Source organism: Kitasatospora sp. NPDC127067 (assembly GCF_042724755.1).
GTDB lineage: Bacteria > Actinomycetota > Actinomycetes > Streptomycetales > Streptomycetaceae > Kitasatospora > Kitasatospora lactacystinica.
On the sequence record NZ_JBHXEM010000092.1, the window covers coordinates 14,630 to 36,380 of the forward strand.

Below are 21,751 nucleotides of genomic sequence, written 5' to 3' on the forward strand. Positions count from 1 at the left end.
CCGGCGTTTCAGCCGTCGCGCGGGTCGTCCTCCGTCCACGGGCGCAGCTTCTCCGGGTTGCGGACCGCCCAGATGCGGGTGATCCGGCCGTCCGCCAGTTCGAACGCCGCCACCGTCGCGGTGCGGCCGCCGTGCCGGGCCACCAGGCCGGGGCGGCCGTTGACGGTCCGTTCGAGGAGCGTGAGCCCGGGGGCCCGGTCGGCGAGGTGGACCAGGTACTGGGCGATCCGCTCGCCGCCCCGGACCGGGCGCAGTGCGGCGCCGGCCAGGCCGCCGCCGTCGGCGGTCATCGTGGCGTCGGGGGCGAGCAGGGCGATCAGGGCCGTGATGTCCCGGGCCTCCCAGGCCTCCTTGAAGTGCCGTACCAGACCGGCCTGCGCGCCCGTCGGCGTCGCCGGGGCCTGCGCGGCCCTGATCCGTCGGCGGGCGGAGGCGGCCAGCTGCCGGCAGGCCGCCGGGGTCCGGCCGACGATCCCGGCGACCTCGGGGAACGGGTAGCGGAAGACGTCGTGGAGGATGAACGCCACCCGCTCGGCCGGGGTCATCGCCTCCAGCACGACCAGGAAGGCCATGCTCACCGACTCGTCCAGGGTCACCCAGTCCGCCGGGTCGGCCGGTCCGCCGCTGCCGCCGGCCGGCCCGCCGATCCACTCGCTGCGGTCGGGCAGCGGCTCGGGGATCCACTCGCCCACATAGCGCTCCCGCCGGGCCCGCGCCGATCCGAGCAGGTCCAGGCAGACCCGGGTGGCCACCGTGGTCAGCCAGGCGCCCGGCGAGGCGATGGCCTCCTGCTGCCGGCGGGGCAGCGCGTACCAGCGGGCGTACGTCTCCTGCACCGCGTCCTCGGCCTCGGCCAGCGAACCGAGCAGCCGGTAGGCGAGGTTGATCAGCTGCCGCCGCTCGCCGACGATCACGCTCAGCTCCGGTACGGGCCGCTCCTGCCCCGGCTGGGATGGGGTGTTCATGGTCGGGGCCGCTCCCTGCCTCGTCTCGTCCGCCGGCGCTTTCGCCGCTCTCGCGGCTCCTGCCGTTCCCGCCGCTGCGACCCGACCACGAGCCGGCACGCGATGTCCGGCCCGGGACGGACCCCGCCTCACACTTCGCCGGCCTGTGTCGTCGGATCACCGGGACACTATCGATCAACCGCCGCGAGGCAGAAGAGGGGAACACGACATGGCCATCCACACCACGGCGAGGGCGGCGACGGGGACGGTGCCAGGAACGGCGGTGGAACAGCGCACCCGGGCCTTCCTGCGGGTCTCCGTCGCGCTCCAGACGGCGACCGTCCTCCTCCAGGCGGTCTCGGCCGGCCTGCTGCTCTCCACCTCCTACGGCGAACTGCTGCACGGCATCGGCGCGCGGGTGATGTACGGGGCCTCGATGCTGTACGTGCTCGCCGCCGTCCTGGCCTGGCGGCCGGGCGGCGGCTCGCCCCGCCCGATCCTGTACGCGTCGGGCTTCCTGGTGCTGGCCTCGGCGCAGGTCGTCCTCGGCATCGCGCACGTGCCGTCGGTCCACGTCCCGCTGGGTGTGCTGATCTTCGGCCTGAGCGTGGCCGTGCTGGTCCGGATGCCGGCCGCCCGCTCCGTGCGGACGGCCGGCCCCGGATCCTCCTGACGCGCTCGGCTCAGGAGCCGGGGGTCCAGCTCTGGCCGGCGGCCGGGCGGGTCGTGACGGGGGTGCCGGCGGTGCCGGCGCCCGCGTCGAGGGCGAGGCCGGTGGCGACGTTGGTGACGGTGACGCCGGCCGGGCCCTGCGTCAGCTTCCACTCCTGCCAGGGGTTGCCGGGCGACAGGTCGAGCAGGTAGGCGCTGTAGCCGGCCGAGCTCCCGGCGGAGAGCACGGTGTGCCGGTGGGTGGCGGTGGCGCAGTTGTCGGTGATCCGGACGGTGCCGTCGGGGTTGGTGGTGAAGGTCCACTGCTGCGCCGCGTCACCGGGGCGCGCGGGCTCCAGGTCGGTGATCGAGCCGATCGGCGCGGTGCAGGAGCCGAGCAGCGAGAGCGCGAGGCCGCCGCTGGTCAACGTGTGGTACTTCCCGTCGTCGACGACGCCCGACGGCCCGCCCGTCGACGTCGGGGTGAGCCGGTAGAGGGCCGCGCTGTGCGCCGGGAGCGAGGCGCCGATCGGCCCGGTGACGGTCGAACTCGCCCCCGTCCACAGCTCCTTGGCCCGGTAGCCGGAGCCGCCGAGGCCGAGTTCGGTGAGACTGGTGGAGACGCTGCGGCCGGCCGACGGGTCCTGGTTGACCAGCAGCACGGCGGTGTCGCCGTTGGCGAGCTGCCGCTTGAGGACCACCGGCGCGCGCCCGTCGGCAGGCTTGGCGCCGACCAGGGTGGCGGGCTTGGCGAGGCCGTCCTGGTCGATCGCGATCACCTCGCGGTTCTTCAGGATCGCCAGGCTCGCGTCGTCGATCCCGGTGGACCAGGTGTAGCCGCCGTCGCTGTGCCGGGACTGCGCGGCGGTGCGCAGGTCGGCGCCGGAGATCAGCGGCGCGGCGAGCATGGCGAGGATCGACGTCTCGGTGCGGGACTCGTCGTCGGTGAAGGGCTTGTGGCAGACGCAGGTGTCGGTGGTGCCCCACAGGCCGTAGACGTCCTGCCAGCCGGTGAACATCATGTCCAGGTCGTTCCAGCTGCCCGGGCGGACGTTGCCCGGGTACTGCAGCGCGGTTTGCAACTGCCCGTTCCAGAGCACCCCGTCGAGCTCGCTGTCCCGGTCGCCGCCGATCCGGCAGAGGTTGGCGACCTGGCCGCACCAGACGCCGGTGGGCGCGTAGCCGGGGGCGTGGAACGGGGCCGTCCCGGCGGCCTGGACCACCGGGTCGGTGCGGGCCGGGTCGTCGGCGGCGAGCAGGTACGGGACGCCGGTGTGGGCGGGCTGGGCGGAGACGCTGAGGGTGACCTTGGGCCTGCCCTGGGCGGCGGAGGCGGCGTCCAGGGCGCGCTGGAAGGTCTGCACGCGGGCGTAGACCGAGCGGGTCAGCTCCTTGCCCTCGCCCTGGGTGTAGTAGTTGTGCCCGTCCGGGCCGACGATCTGCGGGCCGTACGGGCAGTCGTCGTACTTGACGAAGTCGACGCCCCAGGAGACGAAGTCGGCCGCGTCGGTGGACTCGTGGCCGAGGCTGCCGGGGTGCATCTGGCAGGTGAGGTAGGTGTCGGTGGCGTAGAGGCCGAACTTCATGCCCTTGGCGTGCGCGTAGCGGGCCAGGTACTCGATGCCGTTGACGCTGCGCCCGTCCACGGTCTGCGCGGGGAAGTGGTCGGGGCGGGGGATCAGGTGGCCGGAGGTGGGGTCGTTGCCGGTGCCGTCGGTGCCGCTGACCGGGTTCCCGGCGTTGTCGTACAGCTGCATGCCGCCGTCGGCGTTGCGGACCAGGTCGGTGCTCTGGCCGTCGCGGTGCCAGAGCGACCAGCCGTCGTCGATGGTGACGGTGTCGTACCCGGCCGCCACCAGGCCGTTGGCGGCCATGAAGTCGATGGTCTGGACGACCTGCTCCTGGGTGACCTCGGTGCCGAGGGAGTTCCAGGAGTTCCAGCCCATGGGCGGGGTCAGGGCGTTGCCGTTGCCGAGCGCGGCGGCCGGCGCGGCCGTGCCGAGGCCGACGGCTCCCAGGCCGGCGGTGGCGAGGGCGAGGGACAGGAGGGATGCCGCGAGACGGCGGCGGGTTCGGCGCATGTGCGCACTCCTGAGGATGTGGGGGGACCGGTTGGTCGGGAAAGCTCATGGGGGGAGAGGGGATCGCGGCCGGCCGGGTGGGGCCGGCCGGCCGCGGGTGGGGCGGTGTGGGGGTCAGTCGGTGACGGTCGCGGTCGCGGAGCGGCCCGGGGCGAGGGTCACGGTGGTGGAGGTGTAGGTCACGCCGTCGACGGTCGTGGTGCGGGCCTCGCGCGGCGCGCCGTCGACGGTGACGCGGGCGTGCTGCCCGGGGAAGCGGGCCTCCCAGGTCAGCCGCTCGGTACCGGTGTTGGTGACGGTGCTGCGCTGGGTGCCGTCGTGGCGGACGGTCACCGTGCCGGCGCCCACCGGGATGCCCGCGACCTGGAGCCAGCCCATCGAGGAGGGCAGCTGCGGGGCGGTGGTGAGCGCGTGGCCGGCGGCGTCCGGGGTGACACCGAGCAGGCCCTGGACGGTCTGGGCGAGCAGCGTGAACGGGACCTCGGGGTAGTCGCCGTTGAGCATCGCGCCGCTCACGTGCGGCTCGCCGGTGCTCTCGTAGATGTGCCGCATCCACTTCCAGGCGGTGGTGCCGTCGTGGTTGGCGAAGAAGGCGTCCGGGAGGTAGGTGTAGGCCTCCAGGTTGGCCGAGCGTTCCGGGCCGGAGTCGGCGGCGTCGACGGCGGCGAGGAAGCCGTCCCGGCGCGGGCCCGGGTCGAGCAGCCGCTTGACCGGCATCAGCACGCTCGCCTCGTAGCCCCAGCCGGTGATCGGCTTGCCGGTGGTGTCGTAGCCGTGGACGACCTCGCCGGGCTGCGAACCGTCCACGCTCCAGGTGGAGTTGACGTACGTGTGCAGCTGGTCGGCGGCCTTCCGGTAGCCGGCGGCGGAGGCGGCGTCGCCCCGGGCCTCGGCCAGCGTCGCGGCGGCGAGGTAGGCCTGGTACTGGGCGCCGACCGCGTCGCCCGCCTCGGCGTAGGTGCGGGTGGCGTTCTCGGCGTAACTGGCGGTGCCGGCGAAGATGCTGCGGCTGGTGGCCTGCGGGATCGGCACCCCGCCGTTGTCGACCGGGCCGGGGCGGGCGGCGATGAACGGGCCGAGGGTGTTGCGGACGTAGCGGCCCAGGCCCGGGTCCTCGGCGTAGTCCCGGTCGCCGGTCCAGCGGAAGGCCTCGCCCGCCTGCTGGACGAGTTCGAACGGCGCGGGCAGCTCGCGGACGAAGCGGTCCGGGCCGCGGTAGTCGATGGCCGCGTAGCTGCGGGCGTCGAAGTTGAGCGCCCAGACCGGGTAGAGCCGGTTGACGTCGGTGGCGGAGGCCGCGAAGCCGCGCAGCATGGTCTTGTTCTCGGCGTCCAGCCCGAGCAGGTGGGCGCCGACCAGCTGGTGGGCGAAGTCACGGCTGTAGAAGGCGGAGCGGAACGGGTAGCCGGCCCAGTAGGAGGCGTCGTAGGTGGTGGTGCCGGTGCCGCCGGGGTGGTTCTCGTCCTGGTCGAGCACACCGGTGGCGCCGGGCTGCTGCACCCAGCTGTTGGCCTTGGTCTTGGCCCAGTCGAAGAGGGCGACGACCTCGGGGTCGGAGGAGCTGATCACCGGGTCGTTGGGGGCGGACGGGGCGACGGCGGCGTCGTCCACGTTGACCCAGCCCGTCGGGGAGGAGCCGATGGTGAGGGTGAGCCGGTCGCCGGCGGCGACCCGCACCCGGGGGAGGGTGTACTTCGCGTAGGTGGACTGGTCGGGCAGCGGCAGGGAGCGCACCACGGTGCCGTTGACGCTCACCGAGAGGCTGCCGCCGGCGCCGCCCGTCGCGATCCAGGCGGACAGGTCGTAGGTGCCCTCGGTGACGGCGGTGACCTGCTGGCTCACCGTGTAGCCGGGGCCGGCGTCGAGGTAGGCGAGGCGGCTGCCGCCGTGCGGGTTGTTGGTGGCGGTGCCGGTGTGGGCGGTGAAGGTCCAGCCGGCGGCGGTGGGGGCGGCGGTGGTGGAGGCGCCACTCCCGCTGCTCTGCTCGAAGCCGGGGTCGGCGAGGACCAGCGGCTCGGTGCGGGTGAGCGTCCAGCGGTGGGCGGGGCGGTGGTCGCAGTGGTGGTTCACCGGGGCCGGGCCGGCGGTCAGACAGGCGCCGGTGCCGCGGACGGTGAGGGTGTAGGTGCCCTGCGGAGCACGGGAGACCGTGAAGCGCTCGGCCTCGGGGGTGGAGCCGCAGTCGGCGGTGGCGGGGCGGCGGTCCGGGCCGCCGAGGGTGAGGCAGCGGCCGCTGGCGGCGTTGACCAGGAGGTAGTCGCCGCCGGTGCGGCGCAGCTGCCAGCGCTGGCTGAGCAGCCGTCCGCAGGCCGCGCCGAGCACCGGGGTGCCGGGGGCGGGCTGGGCGTACTGGGGGCCGAGGCAGGAGCCGTCCAGCGCGGAGCCGAGCAGGTAGCTGCCGCCGTCGACGAGCGGTGCTCCGGCGGCGGCCGGGGCCGGGGCGGCGCCGAGGGCCTGGGCGGTGAGGACGGCCAGGAGGGCGAGACCGGTGGGTAAGGCGCGGGGGCGGGGCGGCATGGCGGAGCTACCTCCGGTCGGTCGGTGGGTGATCGCATTGGAACGTTCAAATCGGATGGGAAAGCCGAGCTATGATGCATCGCATGTGATGGGTGACATTTCACATGGTTGTTTCGGTCGCGTCAACGGGATGTGCGGTAAGGGCTTCCGGGAGGTGGCCGGGACGAATGGTGAAGGCTCCCGCCTGACGGGGGTGGGCGGGAGCCTTCACGTCCTGGGACGGGGGTCAGCGCTTCAGGGTGGCGAGCGTCTCGTCCAGGCTCGGCGTGCCGGGGCGGGGCCGGTTGTACGGGAGCCTGGAGAGCATCGATCCCATCGCGCAGGTGTTGGTCAGCGCGGAGAAGGCCAGCCCGCCGCCGACGGCCGCGGAGACCCAGCGGGCGCCCGGCAGGGCGAGGTCGATCAGCACCCCGGCCAGCGCCAGCGAGCCGGCCACCAGGCGGACCTGGCGGTCCAGTGCCCACACCCGGCGGGCGCCGGCCACCTGGTCCAGCGGCCGGCCGGCGTCGGCCCAGGCGTTGGTGCCGCCGCTCAGGGTGAGGGTCGGGATGCCGGCGTCGGACAGCTGGCGGCACGCGTCGTCGGCGCGCGGCCCGGCGGCGCAGACGACGGCGATCTCGCCGTGCGCGGCGGCCTCGCGCAGCGTGGGCAGGGCGCGGTCCAGCTGGTCGAGCGGGACGTTGAGGGCGCCGGGGATGTGGCCCGCGGCGTACTCGCCGGGGGAGCGGACGTCGATGAGGGTGAGCTGCCCGAGGCGGGGCTGGAGCTGCTCGACGGTCAGCGGCGTGGTCATGGGGGGTGGGGTCCTCTCCGGAAGGGGGTGTGGCTGGGGGTGGGGGGGGTCGGGGGCTGGGCGTCGGCCCGTCGCGGTGGCGCCGTGGTCGGCCCGTTGCGGTGGTCGGCCCGGCGTGCTGATGCAGGCCGGCGTGTTGATCGGTCCGGCGTGGTGAATCAGGCCAGCGTGGTGATCAGCATCAGCGCGGCGACGGCGAGCAGGGCGACGGCGAAGGCCTTCCGCAGGGTGCGCCCGCTGAGCTTGTCGGCCAGCCGCTTGCCGTCCCAGGCGCCGAGGATCGCGGCCCCGGTGAAGGGGGCGGCCACGGCCCAGTCGATCGCGCCGGTCGCGCCCAGGCGGGGCAGCAGGGCGGCGAGCGAGTTGGCGGTGATGACCAGCAGACTGGTGCCGACCGCCTCGGCCATGGTGAAGGCGAGCACCGAGACCAGGGCCGGTACGGCGAGGAAGCCGCCGCCGACGCCGAGCAGTCCGGTGACGGCGCCGAGCCCGGCGCCCGCGGCCGTGGAGCGGCCGAGTCCTGCGGCGGAACGTTCCTGCGCCTCGGCCTTGGGCGGCTTCAGCATCCGGAAGGCCGCGAGCGCCGCCAGCACCGCGAAGGCGCCGGTCAGCAGCGCGCCCGGCAGGTGGGCGGACAGCGCCCCGGCGGCCGCGGCGAGGGGCAGTCCGGCGGCGGCGAACAGGGCGCCGGTGCGCCAGCGGACCCGGCCCGCCCGGGCGTGGGCGATCAGGCCGGTCAGGGAGGTCGCGGCGACGATCACCAGGCTGGCGGTCGTGGCCAGCGCCGGGCTGAAGCCCAGCAGGTATACCAGGGCGGGTACGGCGAGCATGCTGCCGCCGCCGCCCAGCCCGCCCAGGGCGAGCCCGACCACCGCGCCGGCGGCGAGTGCCAGGAGCAGCGTGGTCATATCACGTGCCCGGCGCTTCCGTCGGGCGTGGTGACCGGGAGCCCGGACAGGGCCCAGGCGTTCATGCCGCCGGCCACGTTCAGCACCTCGACGCCGCGCTGGGCGAGCAACTCCGCCGCGCGCTGGGAGCGGTGGCCGGAGCGGCAGATCGCCAGCACGGTCCGGCCGGCCGCCGCGGGCGGCAGCGGGACACCGGCGACCAGGCCGATCAGCGGCTGGTGCAGCGCGTCGGGGGCGTGTCCGGTGGCGAACTCGACGGCCTCCCGGACGTCGAGCAGCACGGCGGCGCCGGTGCGGGCGAGTTCGTGGGCCTCGGCGGGGGTGGTCCGCCCGGGGGTGCGGTGTCCGTGGGCGCGGTGTTCGTGGGGAGCGGACCCGTGGGCGTGCGGCAGCAAAGGCATGCGGTGTCTCCAGTGGTGCAGACCGGACCGCAGTGGTCCGGCAGGTCGGGGGCGGCGCGGGCGTCCGCACGGGCCCGGTGGCCCGGTACGGCGGCGTGACCGGTGCGTCCTTGGCCCCGCCCGTATCGGCTCGGCGGCGGTGGCCGGCCCCTCGATGGCTTCACCATAGTACCCCCGGGGGTATTATCGAAATCGTTCGGACATACCCCCGCCCGTATCGGCTCCCGAAGCCGTATGCTCGCAAATATACCGAGGGGGGTATCGCGATGGCGCTGTGGCGCCCAGGAATCCGGCTTCGCCAACCAGGAGAAGGCCGAGGCCCGACCCGGAGGAGACAACCCCGTGATCTTCAGCCAGTACTACCTCGACTGCCTCTCCCAGGCCTCCTACCTGATCGCCGACGAACGCACCGGCCGGGCCGTGATCGTCGACCCCCGCCGGGACGTCGACGAGTACCTCGCCGACGCCATGGCGCGCGGCCTGACCGTCGTCGGCGTCATCAACACCCACTTCCACGCCGACTTCCTGGCCGGCCACCTCGAACTCGCCGCCCGCACCGGCGCCTGGATCGGCTACGGTCACCGCGCCGAGACCGAGTACCCCATCCGCAAGCTCGCCGACGGCGAGCGGATCGAACTCGGCGACGTCACCGTCCAGGTCCTCGAAACCCCCGGCCACACGCCCGAGTCGATCAGCATCCTGGTCTTCGAGCAGCCCGACGACACCGTCCCGTACGGTGTGCTCACCGGCGACGCGCTGTTCATCGGCGATGTCGGCCGCCCCGACCTGCTCGCCTCGGCCGGCGTCACCGCCGCCGAACTCGGCGCGATGCTCTACGACAGCGTCCACCGCAAGCTGATGGGCCTGCCCGACGAGACCCTCGTCTTCCCCGCCCACGGTGCCGGCTCGGCCTGCGGCAAGAACCTCTCCGCCGACCGCCAGTCCACCATCGGGGCGCAGCGACTGACCAACTACGCCTGCCGGCCCATGGACCAGGACACCTTCGTCCGCATCGTCACCGCCGGCCAGTCCACCGCCCCCGCCTACTTCGGCCACGACGCCGCCCTCAACCGGCAGGACCGCCCGCTGCTCGATCCCACGAACGCAGCCCGCCCGCTGTGCCCCGAAGGCTTCAAGGAGGCCCGTACCGCAGGCGCCGTCGTCCTCGACGCCCGCAGCCCCCAGGACTTCGGCGCGGGACACATCCGCGGCGCCATCAACGTTCCCGTCGACGGCCGCTTCGCCGAACAGGCCGGCACCGTCCTCACCCCCGACAGCAACATCGCGATCATCGCCCCGCAGGACCGCGAGGGCGAGGTCATCACCCGCCTCGCCCGCATCGGCTTCGACCGCATCGCCGGCTACCTGCGCAACCCCGGCAACGCCCTGCCCGCCCTCGCCGACGAGGTCACCCCCGCCGGCCGCCTCACCGCCGACCAGCTCCGCACCGCCCTCACCGACGCGCAGCCCCCCACCGTCCTGGACGTGCGCACCTGCGGCGAGCGCGAAACCGGCTCCATCGAAGGATCCCTGCACATCCCCCTGACCGAACTCCCGGGCCGCCTCGACGAGATCCCCACCGACCGCCCCCTGGTCGTCCACTGCGCCAGCGGCCACCGCTCCTCCATCGCCGCCAGCCTGCTGCGCCACCACGGCCACACCGAGGTCTCCGACCTCCTCGGCGGCTACAGCGCCTGGCACACCCTCACCCACCCCGCTCAGGTGTCATGACGTACCGCCAGTGATCAGGTCGTCGGCCTCGCCGGCCTTCGCCTTCGCCCCGGTGATGACGAGGCCACTGTTCAACCGGGGGTTCGGGCCCCGGGGTCTCTTGACCCGCTGTTCGGGGCATCGCCATGATGGGCCGTCATGTTGTGACTCCGCCGATGGGGGAAGTCCGGTCCGAATCCGGCGCTGACCCGCAACGGTAGGCCGCCGACCCCGCGTCGGCGGCGAGCCCGAGTACCCGTCGGCGGAGGTGTGTCACCCCTCCTCCCGTCGTGGTCTGCGGGCCGGAGCCCGCTGGCCCCTCGGCGCTCGCCGACGCCTTCCGGGCCCCTGCGTGCGGGCCCGGAAAGGCATCCCATGCCCGCCGTTCGCCGCTCCCTCGGCCCGCTCGCGATACCCGCCCTCGCCCTCGCCACCCTGTTCCCGGCGGCGGCCACCGCCCATGCCGCTCCCGCCGCCGCGACCTCGTCGCCGACGGTCCGTCCCGACGCCGCCGCCGCCGGCGGTTGGCTGGCCCGGCAGCTCGTCGACGGTGACCACTTCGAGTCCGTGTTCAACGGCACCGCCTACCCCGACCAGGGCCTGACCATCGACGCCGTGCTGGCCTTCGCGGCCTCGCACAGCTCCGACGAGGCCGCCGCGAAGGCCACCGCCTGGCTGGCGAAGCCCGAGATCATCGGCGGCTACCTCGGCGACGGCACCACCGAGGCCTACGCGGGCGCGACGGCCAAGCTGCTGCTCGCCGTCGAGGTGCGCGGCGGGAACACGGCGTCCTTCGGTGGGGTCGATCTGCCGGCTCGGCTGCGCTCGCTCCAGACCGCCGAGGGCCGCTTCTCGGACCGCTCGCAGTGGGGCGACTACAGCAACGCCTTCGGCCAGTCGCTGGCCCTGATCGCCCTGCACCGCACGCCCGGTGACGCCCCCGCCGCAGCCGTCGACTTCCTGGCGAACAGCCAGTGCGCGGACGGCGGCTTCCCCGTCTCCTTCGGCCAGGCGACCTGCACCGGCGACCCCGATGCCACCGCGCTCGCCGTCCAGGCCCTCGCCGCCACCGGCCGCACCGCCAAGGCGAACGCGGGCCTCGGCTGGCTGGCCGCGCACCAGAACACCGACGGCGGGTTCGCGGCCGCCGGGGCGACCACTTCCAACGCCAACACCACGGGCCTGGCCACCCAGGCGCTGCTGGCCGGCGGGCGCTTCGGCGCCGGCCTCAAGGGTTGGAGCCGGCTGGTGAAGTTCCAGCAGGGCTGCTCGGCCGACCCTGCCGTGCGCGGTGCGGTCGCCTACGACGCCTCCGGCTTCGACGCGGGCAACGGCGCCCGGGCCACCGCACAGGCCGTCCTCGGCCTCGCCGGCACCCCGCTGGCCACGCTCTCCGCCGCCGGGGCCCGCCCGGACGCGCCCACCCTGGCCTGCCCGGCCCCGGCCGCGTACTGAACACGCCCGAAACCAGGAGGAGTTCACCGATGAGCGATACCCTCACCCCGGCGCGCCCGGTCCGCCGTACGCTCGGCTCGGTCGCCGCGGCCGCCGCCCTCACCGCCGGTCTGCTCGGCGTCTCCGCCGTCCAGGCCCCGCAGGCTCGGGCCGCCGCTTGCGGCGGGACCACCGGCGTCACGGTCGTGGTCGACTTCACCGCTGTCGGCGGCGGCATCCAGACCGGCTGTGCGCCCGGCGACCCGGCCAGCGGCCTGGCCGCGCTGACCGGCGCCGGATTCAGCTACGCCTTCCACCCGCGCTTCCCGGGCTTCGTCTGCACCGTCAACAGCCTGCCGACGACCTGCACCAACCCCACCGGCAGCGCCTACTGGTCGTACTGGCACGCCCAGCACGGCGGCCCCTGGTCGTACAGCAGCCTCGGCGCGGGCAGCTACAACCCGGCCCCCGGCGACGTCGAGGGCTGGTCCTTCGGCGCCGGCGCCCAACCCGGCATCACCGCTCCCTGACCCGCCTGCCCGTACACGTCGACGCCCCGGCCTCCCCGACGAGGGAGGCCGGGGCACAGCGGTCGGGCGTGAGGTGCCCGCCGGCGCCGGACGAGTTTGTCGTACAGCAGTACGCTGCCGACCGCCGCAGCCGAGCACGCACGGCCGACGCGGGCGGGGTGGCGGTGAAGCCGGCGCCGGAGACGGCGCGCAGGCCGTCGACGGAGGCGTACGGGGACGGGGAGGTGTCGGTGGGCAGGCACTTGAAGCCGCCGCCGGGATTGAACTGCTGGGCGATGAGGAAGTCGACCGGGGTCTTGCTGTAGTTCCAGCCGCCGTCGTTGTGCTGGTTGGCAGGCACGGTCGCGACCGAGGCGTTCAGCAGGGACTGCGGGACGCGTTGTCCGCCGGTCCGGGTCTTGGCGCCGCCGAGGGCGAGCAGGCCGAAGACGGTCCCGTTGAAGTTCGCGGACGGGCCGTAGCAGCCGGGTTCGGCGGTCTGCCAGTAGGCGGTGAGGTCGGCCACGAGGTTGCGGGCCGGGCCGATCCGCGCGGGGTCGATGCCGGCCGCGTAGGAGTTGAGGATGCCACGCTCGTCGTCGGTGACGACCGGCGAGGTGCTCGGCCAGCTGCTCGCGGCGAGCTGGTTGCGGTAGACCAGGCGCGCGCGTCAGCTCCGGATTCGCACCGGATTCCCCCGCTCGGCCACCGCGGACGTCACCGCACCCGTGAACGGATCTACGAGGTGGCGAAAGTGACATGACGACTCGTTGACGACGACTCCGAGCACATGGTGTGATGAACCGCTTTTTAATCCTCGGCAGTCAGGGGAAGCCGGTCCGATTCCGGCGCTGACCCGCAACCGTAGACCCGCCCGCAAGGGCCGGTGAGCCGGAATGCCTGCGCCGGGGCCTTGTTCATGAGTACATGCGTCGTCGTGGACTACGACGCGGTCGCGACGGCGCCCCGTACCGGGGAGAGCCGTCGGCTGCGCCGTGGGACCCCGACGACCGATCGGGGAGTCGCCGGTGAGGGTCAGCAGCAGTCCTACGCGTCACAGAAGCAGAGAGCTGGGCTCGCTTCTGCTCACCACGGCCGTCGCAGTGGCCGCGGGAGGAACCGTCCTGCTGGGCCACCCCGGCTCCGCGGCAGCCGACCCGATCGAGCAGTGCACGGCGACGACGGGCGCGATCGTCGCCGTCGACTTCAGCCACTGGGGCGGCGGGGTCGTCCGGGGCTGTGACGCCCACCCGACGACGGGGATGAACCTGCTGCACAACGCGGGATTCACCACGACCGGCACCGAGCACGACGGGCCCGCCTTCATCTGCCGACTCGGCACCGGGACCTTCAACGGCGGTGTCCAGTACCCGACTCCGGCCGAGGAGCCGTGCGTCAACACCCCGCAGGCCACCGCGTACGGGGGCACCAGCGGGGCGCCGGACTTCACCCCGGACTCGGTCCGCGCGAAGAACGGTGGCTCCTCGGCGTCCCCTTCGCCTTCCTCGTCCCCCTCCGCGAGCGCCTCGCCGTCCGCCACGCCCCCGACCACGCCCGCCGGGAGGAAGCCCGACGCCGCGAAGGGGAGCGCCTACCTCACCGACCCGGCCCGGCTGATCGACGGTCACTACTACGAGGGGTTCCCGGCCTTCGCCGACTTCGGCCTGACCATCGACGGCGCCTACGCCCTGGCCGCCACCGGCACCGACGACGCCGCGCTGCGCCGGATCGTCGACTTCCTGGACCAGCAGGGCAAGGACGCGAGCGAGCGCACCGTCAACGACTGGACGGCCATCGGCACCGAGTACGCCGGCGGCGGGTCCATCGGCAAGGAGGCGCTGCTCGCCGAGGTCGTGGGCCGCGACCCGCGCGCCTTCGGCGGCCGCGACCTGATCGCCGCCCTCGCCGCGCTGGTGTGCACCAAGGCCGACGCGAACACCGGCTGCGCCGCCCCCGGCAACTACGTCTACGCGACCTCGGTGTTCTCCCAGGCGCTCGCCGTCATGGCCCAGCTCCGGGCCGGCGACGCCGCCGGCGCAGCCCCTGCGATCGCCTATCTGAAGGGCCTGCAGCACGCGGACGGCTCCTGGCCGAGCCTGATCCCGGCCACCGGCGACTCGGATGTGGACAGTACGGCGATGGCCGTCATGGCCCTGGCCCTGGTTCCGGGCGGCGAGGCGGCGCAGGCGGTCGACAGGGGGATCAGCTGGCTGGCCGCGCGGCAGCTTCCCGACGGCGGATTCCCCGGCGCGGCCGGAGACTCCACCAACTCGGCCGCGCTCGCGATCCAGGGCATGACGCTCCGTCAGTCGATCCACGGTGCACAGATCGCCAAGGCGCTCGACTTCCTCGCCGGGCAGCAGAACGGCGACGGCGGGTTCAACGTCGCCTCGGGCGGCCAGCAGGGCTCGGACGTCCGTGCCTCCACGCAGGTGCTCGGCGGCGCCACCGGGATCTCCTTCGGCACGCTGACCCGCAACCTCGGAGGTACGCCGACGCCGACTCCCACGGGGACACCGACCGGCACGCCCACGGGGACGCCGACCCCGACGGGCACCGGCACGCAGACGGCGACGACGTCCCCGACCTCCGTCGCGCCCGGTCCCGGTGACGGCTCGACCACCCGTCCGTCCGACGCCCCGCTCGCCGGTGGCCCGGTCGGCGGTGGCGTTCCCGCCAGTGCCGGTGCCGGTGCCGGTGCCGGGCGGTCCGGTACCGGCGGCCTTGCGGCCACGGGGAGCGAAGCACTCGCACTGACGGGGGCCGCCGGTCTGCTGACCGTGCTCGGCGCTGCGGCCGTCCTGACCGCCCGCCGTCGTACCGCCTCGGGCCCGGGGCGTCACCGGTGATCCGGCGCTTCGGTCGGCTGCCGGGCGCAGCCGCCACGACCCTGGCCGTCGCGTTCGGGAGTGTTGCCGTGGGCACCGCCCCGGCGTCCGCGGCGCCGTTGCCGATGGACCAGTGCACCACCACCTCCGGTGTCGTGCTCGCCGTGGACTTCAGCAAGTGGGGCGGCCCGCTGCTGCGTTCCTGCGGCACCACTCCCACCACCGGCTACACCCTGCTCAACCAGGGCGGCTGGAAGAGCACCGGCACGGGCCACGACGGCCCGGCCTTCATCTGCCGGATCGGCTACAGCGGGTTCCAGGGCGGCAAGCAGTACCCGACCCCGGACCAGGAGAAGTGCGTCCTGACGCCCCCGGCCACCGCCTACTGGTCGTACTGGCACGCCGACCCAGGCCAGAACACCTGGTCGTACAGCCAACTCGGCGCGATGCTCTACCAGCCGAAGCCGGGCGGCGTCGACCTGTGGATCTTCGGCGGCACCGACATCGAGGGCACCGAGGGCCGCCCGACCTTCTCGCCCGACAGTGTCCGGGCGCACGACTCCAGCCCCGGTGGGCAGCCGGCCGACCCGGGCCAGGGCACCGCGGGCGGCTCCGGCGGTGCGTCGGGCGGTTCCGGCAGCGGGTCGACGAGTGGTGGTGCAGGGACGACCGGCGGCAACGGTTCCGGCAGCGGCTCCGGCGGATCCACCGGCACGACCGGTGGCTCCGGGACCGGACGGGCCCCGGCTCCCACCAAGCCCCCGGCGGGCGGAGCCCGTCCGCCCGCGCCCGGCACGTCCCCCGGCGCGGCCGGTACCCCCGAGGACGGCATCACCCCGCCGGGTGCGCCCGAGTCGACGCCGGTACCCGCGACACCGGTACCGGTCGAGCCGCCCACCGCGCTGCCCACGGACACGCCGAGCGACCGGCCGACGGAGCAGCCCGCCGTGGCCGCGCCGACGCCCACCCCCGCCGTACCCGGCGGAGTGCTGAACGCCGACCCGGTGGCCGACGCCCCGCACGACCCCGGCTCGATGGTCCCCGCCGTGGTCGGGGTCGTCCTCGTCGTGGTGCTCGGGGTGGCCACCGCGGTCGCGGCGCGGCGGCGCCGCCGACGGGCCGAGTGATCCGGTGACCACGCTCGACAAGGCCGTCGCCGGCTCTTCCCCGCAGTCCCACCCCGGGCGGGCGGCGGGAAGCGGGCGCGCCCCGCGGAACCTGCACCCGCTGGCCTGGTGGGCCTGGGCGCTCGCCCTGGCGACGGCGGCCAGCCGCACCACCAACCCGCTGCTGCTCCTGCTCGTCCTCGCCGTGCTCGGCTATGTGGTGACGGCCCGCCGCAGCGAAGCCCCGTGGGCGCGCGGCTTCGGCTACTACCTGTGGGTGGCCCTGACCGTGGTGGCGATCCGGGTGGTCTTCCGCTGCGTCTTCGCCACCGGCATCACCCCGCACGACCACCTGCTCTTCTCCCTGCCGCACCTCCCCACCCCCGCCTGGTACGCGGGCATCCGGATCGGCGGCCCGGTCTCCCTGGAGGCCACGCTCTCGGCGGCCTTCGACGGGCTGCGGCTGGCCTGCCTGATCTGCTGCATCGGGGCGGCCAACACCCTGGCCAACCCCAAGCGGGCGCTGCGGGTCCTGCCGGGTGCGCTGTACGAGCTGGGCGTCGCCGTGACGGTGTCGCTGAGCGTCGCGCCGCAGCTGGTGCAGAGCGTCCAACGCGTCGCCCGGGCCCGGCGGTTGCGCGCCGGGCAACGCAAGGGCGTTCGCGCCCTGCGCGGCATCGTGGTGCCGGTCCTGGAGGATGCGCTGGAGCGCTCGCTCAGCCTGGCCGCCGCCATGGACTCGCGCGGCTACGGGCGCTCCGGCACGGCCTCGCGCCGCTCCCGCCGGCTCACCGGCGCATTGATGCTGCTCGGCATGTGCGGCCTGTGCGCCGGGGTGTACGGGCTGCTGGACGGCACGGCGCCCGCCGCACTGGGCCTGCCGGCCTTCCTGGCGGGCGCCGTGCTGTGCGTGGCCGGCCTGCTGCTCGGCGGGCGGCGCGTCCGGCGCACCACCTACCGCCCGGACCGCTGGCGGGCCGCCGAGTGGGCGGTCGCCGGGTGCGGGGTGACCGCCGCCGTACTGCTGTTCGCCACCGTCGGCTACGACGCCACCGACCTGAACCCCTCCCTCTACCCGCTGACCTGGCCGGCCCTGCCGCTCGTCCCGGTCCTCGCCCTGCTGCTGGCGGGCGCCGCGGGGATCGTCTCCCCACCGCCGGGCCGAACGCCCGCAGCCTCCGCCCTCCTCCCACCAGTACCGACCGCCCGCACACCGAGGTGACCACGTGATCCGATTCGACCAGGTCGGCGTGGTGTACGACGGCGCGACGACGCCCGTCCTGCGCGACGTCGACCTCCACATCCCGGAGGGCGAGCTCTGCCTGGTGGTCGGCCGCACCGGCGCCGGCAAGTCCACTCTGCTCGGCGCCGTCAACGGCCTCGTGCCGCACTTCACCGGCGGCACCCTGCGCGGGCGCGTAACCGTGGACGGCCGCGACACCGCCCACCACCCGCCACGTGAACTCGCCGACGTGGTCGGCGTGGTCGGGCAGGATCCACTGGCCGGCTTCACCACCGACACGGTGGAGGAGGAACTGGCCTACGTCATGGAGCAGTTGGCGATCCCGCCGGAGGTCATGCGCAAGCGCGTCGAGGAGACCCTCGACCTGCTCGGCCTGGCCGAGCTGCGCCACCGCGCCCTGCACGAGCTCTCCGGCGGGCAGCAGCAGCGCGTCGCCATCGGCTCCGTCCTCACCGCACACCCCCGGGTGCTGGTGCTGGACGAGCCGACCTCCGCCCTGGACCCGACGGCCGCCGAGGAGGTGCTGGCCGCGATCACCCGGCTGGTGCACGACCTCGGCGTGACCGTCCTGTTGGCCGAGCACCGGCTGGAGCGGGTGGTCCAGTACGCCGACCGGGTCGCCTACCTGCCCGGTGACGGGACGGTCGTGCACGGGCCGCCGGCGGAGGTCTTCCGGGACACCGCGATCGCGCCGCCCGTGGTCGACCTCGGCCGGCTCGCGGGCTGGCAGCCGTTGCCGCTGTCCGTCCGGGACGCCCGCCGCGCCGCCGTGTCCCTGCGCGAGCGGCTCACTGACGTGCCCGTTCCTCCGCCACGCCGGGCAGCGGTGGTGGGGGAACGGGTGCTGGACGCCCGGGGGGTGGTCGTCCGGTACGGTCCGGTGGCCGCCGTCCGGGACGTCGACCTGGCGCTGCGCGCGGGCGAGGTCACCGCGCTGATGGGCCGCAACGGCTCCGGCAAGTCCTCGCTGCTGTGGGCCCTGCAGGGCTCCGGGCCCCGCCAGCGCGGCAGTGTGAAGGTCACCGGCACGGAGGGCGGGAAGGCCGAGGACCCCAAGCGCCTGCCCGCGGCCCGGGCCCGGCAGCTGGTCGGACTCGTCCCGCAGACCCCCACCGACCTGCTCTACCTGGAAACGGTTGCCCAGGAACTCGCCCAGAGCGACCTCGAAGCCGACCGCGGGGGCGGGCCGACCGCACGGCGGATCCTCGACCGCCTCGCCCCCGGGATCCCGGACGACACCCACCCCCGGGACCTCTCCGAGGGCCAGAAGCTGGCCCTGGTGCTGGCGATCCAACTGTCCGCCGCACCGACGGTGGTGCTGCTGGACGAGCCCACCCGGGGCCTGGACTACCAGGCGAAGGAGGCGCTCACCGGCATCGTGGACGCCCTCGCCACCGAGGGGCGCGCCGTCGTGGTGTCGACCCACGACGTCGAGTTCGTCGCCTCCGCCGCCGACCGCGTGGTCGTGATGGCCGAGGGGGAGGTCGTCGCCGACGGTCCCACAGCCGAGGTGATCGTCGCCTCACCGACCTTCGCCCCGCAGACCGCCAAGATCCTCGCCCCGCTGCCCTACCTGACCGGCCGACAGGTCGCCGAGGCCCTCGAACCGGCAGAGGCGGCCCGATGACCGCCCTGCGGATCCCCGGCCGGGCCCGCGTCGTCGTCGCCCTGGCCGCCTTCATCGGCCTCGTGGCCTTCACCTGGCCGTTCCTCGTCGCCCCCGGGAAGTTCGGCTCCAACTACGCCCCACCGCTGATCTTCGGTGCCCTGCTGGTCCTGGTGCTCAGCGTCGTCATCGCCGAGATCTCGGCCGGAGGCATCGACGCCAAGGCCCTGGCCATGCTCGGCGTCCTGTCGGCCGTGAACGCCGGACTCCGTCCGCTCGGCGCCGGCACCGCCGGGGTGGAGACGGTCTTCTTCATCCTCGTCCTGGCAGGGCGGGTCTTCGGCCCGGGCTTCGGCTTCACCCTCGGCTGCACCTCGCTCTTCGCCTCCGCCCTGCTCACCGGCGGCGTCGGCCCCTGGATGCCCTACCAGATGTTCGGCTGCGCCTTCGTCGGCATGCTCGCCGGTCTGCTGCCGAAAGTCCGGCGGCGCCGCGTGGAGGTGCCGATGCTCGCCGCCTACGGCGCGTTCTCCGGCTACCTGTTCGGCTTCCTGCTCAACCTCTCCTTCTGGCCGTTCTCGACCGACCCCAACAGCTCCATCGCCTACCTGCCGGGTCTGCCCTTCACCGAACAGTGGCACCGCTACCTGCTGTTCGACCTCGCGACCTCGCTCGGCTGGGACACCGGCCGCGCCGTCACCACCTTCACCGCCGTCCTCGTCGTCGGGCCCGCCGTCCTGACCGTCTTCCGCCGCGCGGCCCGCCGCGCCAACTTCGAACCCACCGTGCGCTTCGAAGCCCCGGACGGCACCGGCAGCGCGGCGGCGCCGGCTGCCGCGCGGCCGGTGGAGACGGCGCCCTCGTGAACCGGAAAGGTCAATGCCGTGCCCAAACCCGGGACGCCCCGAACGGTGACGATGGACGGAGCCCGGTTCGTCGTCCTCGCCGGAGCGGTCCTCGCGCTCGGACACCCGGGCCGGCTGCTCCTCCACGGAATTCCGGCAGGGTGAATCCCCGCTGCTGCCGGCCGATCAGTGGGATCGAACGGCCGACAATCGGTGACAACCGCTGATGCCGCCGGGTGATTGCGCATTCTCCGGGTCTGAAGTGCCGCGTGGGAAACCGGGAAACCGAGAGGCCGGAAATCGGGTAATCCCGCTTTCGGCCAGTGCGGGTCTGGTTCGCGCCGCATGCGGTGAATCGGGCTTCCCCGCTTTCTGTCCGGCAGGACAGTGCTGGTACAGGGGCCGTGCCCGTGGGGGGCGAGCGCCCGCACAGCAGAAGCAGGGGGTTTTCAGCGGTGGCATATCTGAACTACGAAATCCTCACCGACCCGGCTCCGCTCCAGGTGTCGGAGGCGGGTGAGGAATCGCGGGGAGCCGTTTACCTCGTCGTCTCCAATCCGACCACCGACGACGCGCTCTGGTTCTCCACCGAGGTGCGCGTGCCCTTCGGGGAGAAGGACGGCGACCTGACGCCGGATCCGAAGGCGGTCGCCGTGCGGATCGCGCAGAACAGCGCCACGGACCCGGCGGACGAGCCGACGGTCAGCTGGGACCCCACGACGGGCCTCCTCAGGGTGGCCGCCCGGGACCCCGGCCGCTCCGTGTTCAAGGGAAGCGGCTCGCTGGTCCTGGTGCTGGAGGGCTTCCCGGTCTCCGCCAAGGCGGGCCTGGTCCTGCTGCGGGTGGCGGAGCGGGCGGCGAACGGCCCCTGGGTGAAGACGAACCCCGTGACCCTGAGCCTGCTCAAGCGGGAACCCAAGGTGCCGCGCAACTTCCGGCCCAGGGCGTCCCTGGTGGCCGCGGGCAAGGACGTCGTCCTGCAGTGGAGCGGCCCCGACGACCTCACGTACCAGATCCAGGGTCCGGACGGCCCCCCGGAGCCGGTCCCGCCGAGGACCGGGACGGCGGCCGGCTGGCAGTGGTCGCCGAAGCCGGGCCAGGAGCCGAAGCGGGACGCCACCTACACCCTGATCGCCACCTCGCCGAGCCGGCAGCAGCCGGGCTACATCCTGACCACCACCGTCCATCTGCGCAGCCCCGAGTTCGAGGGCGTGACGGCGACCGACGGGGTGCACACCCCGTGGGTGGAGGGGACGACGGACCGGGGCCGGGTCGTCCTCACCGCGCAGGGTGCGCAGGTGCGGAACGACTCCAACGCGCCCGGGACGGTCTCCGCCGCCACGGCGGACGTCGACACCGTGACCGCCACGTGGGTGCGGGGCCGGGACGGCAGTGCCGGGTGGATCCAGTTCCCGTCGGACGGGATCAAGGTCGGCCACGGCGCCGGCAACGACCTGGGAACGGTCACGGCCGAGAAGATCAGCGTGAACGGAATCAACACCACGTGGGTGGGGGACCGCGACTCCGGCAAGGGGTGGATCGACTTCCCGCAGTCCGGCGTGAACGTGCGCAAGGACGGACAGCAGGAGTGGGGGACGGTGGCCGCTGACAAGGCGGATCTGAACGGTGTCAACACCAAGTGGGTACAGGGGCGTTCGGCGAGCGACGGGTGGATCGAGTTCCCGCCCGCCGGCCTCAACGTGTACCAGGGCGCCGGAAGCAACCAGTGGGGAACCGTCGCCGCGGACAAGGCGGACCTGAACGACCTGGTCACCCAGCGGGCCCAGGTCAAGGAGCGACTCACCCTGCACGGCGGGCTGACCGTCGACAACGTGCTGGAGACGCTGGACGGCCCGCCGCGGCTGGTCGTCCACGGGGAGTCGGAGTTCGAGAAGAAGGTGAACGCCAACGGGCACCTGTCGGTCCGCAACGGGGGCGCCTGGGTCCTGCACACCGACGACGGCCGGATCTCGATCAACGGTGGCCTGCGGGTCGGTGGGGAGTCGATGTTCGTCGGGAAGGTGAACGCCAACGGGCACCTGTCGGTCCGGACCGGGGACGCCTGGATCCTGCACACCGCCGACGACAAGGTGGCGATCAACGGCAACCTGCGCGTCCACGGGGCGTTCCGGGCTGACAGCTGACAGCTGACGGCCCCTTCGGTGGCCCCCGCTC

16 protein-coding genes, 1 pseudogene and 2 riboswitches are annotated in these 21,751 nt (G+C 74.0%); of the genes and pseudogenes, 10 read left to right on the top strand and 7 right to left on the bottom strand.

From position 1 onward, the window contains the following. Positions 1 to 8 precede the first annotated feature (8 nt). On the bottom strand, positions 9 to 965 hold the full coding sequence (gene sigJ, locus ACFWJ4_RS29365) for an RNA polymerase sigma factor SigJ (RefSeq protein WP_380549004.1): 957 nt from the start codon (positions 963 to 965) through the stop codon (positions 9 to 11). A gap of 208 nt (positions 966 to 1,173) precedes the next feature. Between sigJ and ACFWJ4_RS29370 the strand changes: the two genes are divergently transcribed. Further along, positions 1,174 to 1,617 carry a hypothetical protein gene (locus ACFWJ4_RS29370; RefSeq protein ID WP_380549007.1) on the top strand — a complete coding sequence of 148 codons (444 nt, stop codon included), beginning with the start codon at positions 1,174 to 1,176 and terminating at the stop codon, positions 1,615 to 1,617. Between the two features lie 10 nt (positions 1,618 to 1,627). Here the strand turns inward: ACFWJ4_RS29370 and ACFWJ4_RS29375 are convergent, their stop codons facing one another. From ACFWJ4_RS29375 to ACFWJ4_RS29395, 5 genes are all read right to left on the bottom strand, one after another. After that, positions 1,628 to 3,676, bottom strand: coding sequence for an alpha-galactosidase (locus ACFWJ4_RS29375; protein WP_380549010.1), 2,049 nt, complete (start codon positions 3,674 to 3,676; stop codon positions 1,628 to 1,630). A gap of 114 nt (positions 3,677 to 3,790) precedes the next feature. After that, positions 3,791 to 6,193, bottom strand: coding sequence for an RICIN domain-containing protein (locus ACFWJ4_RS29380; RefSeq protein WP_380549013.1), 2,403 nt, complete (start codon positions 6,191 to 6,193; stop codon positions 3,791 to 3,793). Positions 6,194 to 6,419: 226 nt separating this feature from the next. After that, entirely contained in the window at positions 6,420 to 6,986 is a 567-nt protein-coding gene (locus ACFWJ4_RS29385) for a rhodanese-like domain-containing protein (RefSeq protein WP_380549016.1), read from the bottom strand. A 158-nt stretch (positions 6,987 to 7,144) separates the two neighbouring features. Then, entirely contained in the window at positions 7,145 to 7,894 is a 750-nt protein-coding gene (locus ACFWJ4_RS29390) for a sulfite exporter TauE/SafE family protein (RefSeq protein ID WP_380549018.1), read from the bottom strand. Beyond that, the gene (locus ACFWJ4_RS29395; protein ID WP_380549021.1) at positions 7,891 to 8,295 is read right to left on the bottom strand and encodes a rhodanese-like domain-containing protein; all 405 of its coding nucleotides are present in this window, start codon (positions 8,293 to 8,295) and stop codon (positions 7,891 to 7,893) included. Before ACFWJ4_RS29395 ends, ACFWJ4_RS29390 begins: the two co-directional genes overlap by 4 nt. A 342-nt stretch (positions 8,296 to 8,637) precedes the next feature. Between ACFWJ4_RS29395 and ACFWJ4_RS29400 the strand changes: the two genes are divergently transcribed. The 3 genes from ACFWJ4_RS29400 to ACFWJ4_RS29410 all read left to right on the top strand — a co-directional run bounded on the left by ACFWJ4_RS29400 (position 8,638) and on the right by ACFWJ4_RS29410 (position 11,969). Then, positions 8,638 to 10,026, top strand: a complete 1,389-nt coding sequence (locus tag ACFWJ4_RS29400; protein ID WP_380549024.1) for a rhodanese-like domain-containing protein — start codon at positions 8,638 to 8,640, stop codon at positions 10,024 to 10,026. Positions 10,027 to 10,162: 136 nt separating this feature from the next. Next, positions 10,163 to 10,284: riboswitch (cobalamin riboswitch) on the top strand. A gap of 96 nt (positions 10,285 to 10,380) precedes the next feature. After that, entirely contained in the window at positions 10,381 to 11,460 is a 1,080-nt protein-coding gene (locus tag ACFWJ4_RS29405) for a peptidase (RefSeq protein WP_380549026.1), read from the top strand. A gap of 29 nt (positions 11,461 to 11,489) precedes the next feature. Then, entirely contained in the window at positions 11,490 to 11,969 is a 480-nt protein-coding gene (locus ACFWJ4_RS29410; RefSeq protein ID WP_380549029.1) for a flagellar hook-length control protein FliK, read from the top strand. Between the two features lie 151 nt (positions 11,970 to 12,120). On the opposite strand, the pseudogene ACFWJ4_RS29415 reads toward ACFWJ4_RS29410, so the two are convergent. Further along, positions 12,121 to 12,615: pseudogene (locus ACFWJ4_RS29415) on the bottom strand (hypothetical protein); the annotation flags it as partial. 114 nt (positions 12,616 to 12,729) lie between these two features. After that, positions 12,730 to 12,871, top strand: a riboswitch (cobalamin riboswitch). Between the two features lie 180 nt (positions 12,872 to 13,051). Between ACFWJ4_RS29415 and ACFWJ4_RS29420 the strand changes: the two are divergent. The 6 genes from ACFWJ4_RS29420 to ACFWJ4_RS29445 all read left to right on the top strand — a co-directional run bounded on the left by ACFWJ4_RS29420 (position 13,052) and on the right by ACFWJ4_RS29445 (position 21,720). Further along, on the top strand, positions 13,052 to 14,797 hold the full coding sequence (locus ACFWJ4_RS29420) for a prenyltransferase/squalene oxidase repeat-containing protein (RefSeq protein ID WP_380549031.1): 1,746 nt from the start codon (positions 13,052 to 13,054) through the stop codon (positions 14,795 to 14,797). 68 nt (positions 14,798 to 14,865) lie between these two features. Beyond that, positions 14,866 to 15,903, top strand: coding sequence for a hypothetical protein (locus ACFWJ4_RS29425; protein ID WP_380549033.1), 1,038 nt, complete (start codon positions 14,866 to 14,868; stop codon positions 15,901 to 15,903). A 91-nt stretch (positions 15,904 to 15,994) separates the two neighbouring features. Then, complete coding sequence (locus ACFWJ4_RS29430; protein WP_380549047.1) at positions 15,995 to 17,104, top strand: CbiQ family ECF transporter T component; 1,110 nt, start codon at positions 15,995 to 15,997, stop codon at positions 17,102 to 17,104. A 4-nt stretch (positions 17,105 to 17,108) separates the two neighbouring features. Continuing rightward, positions 17,109 to 18,752, top strand: coding sequence for an ABC transporter ATP-binding protein (locus ACFWJ4_RS29435; RefSeq protein WP_380549036.1), 1,644 nt, complete (start codon positions 17,109 to 17,111; stop codon positions 18,750 to 18,752). Beyond that, the gene (locus tag ACFWJ4_RS29440; protein WP_380549039.1) at positions 18,749 to 19,597 is read left to right on the top strand and encodes an ECF transporter S component; all 849 of its coding nucleotides are present in this window, start codon (positions 18,749 to 18,751) and stop codon (positions 19,595 to 19,597) included. Before ACFWJ4_RS29435 ends, ACFWJ4_RS29440 begins: the two co-directional genes overlap by 4 nt. Before the next feature lie 434 nt (positions 19,598 to 20,031). Further along, the gene (locus ACFWJ4_RS29445; RefSeq protein WP_380549042.1) at positions 20,032 to 21,720 is read left to right on the top strand and encodes a hypothetical protein; all 1,689 of its coding nucleotides are present in this window, start codon (positions 20,032 to 20,034) and stop codon (positions 21,718 to 21,720) included. The last annotated feature ends 31 nt before the right edge of the window (positions 21,721 to 21,751 follow it).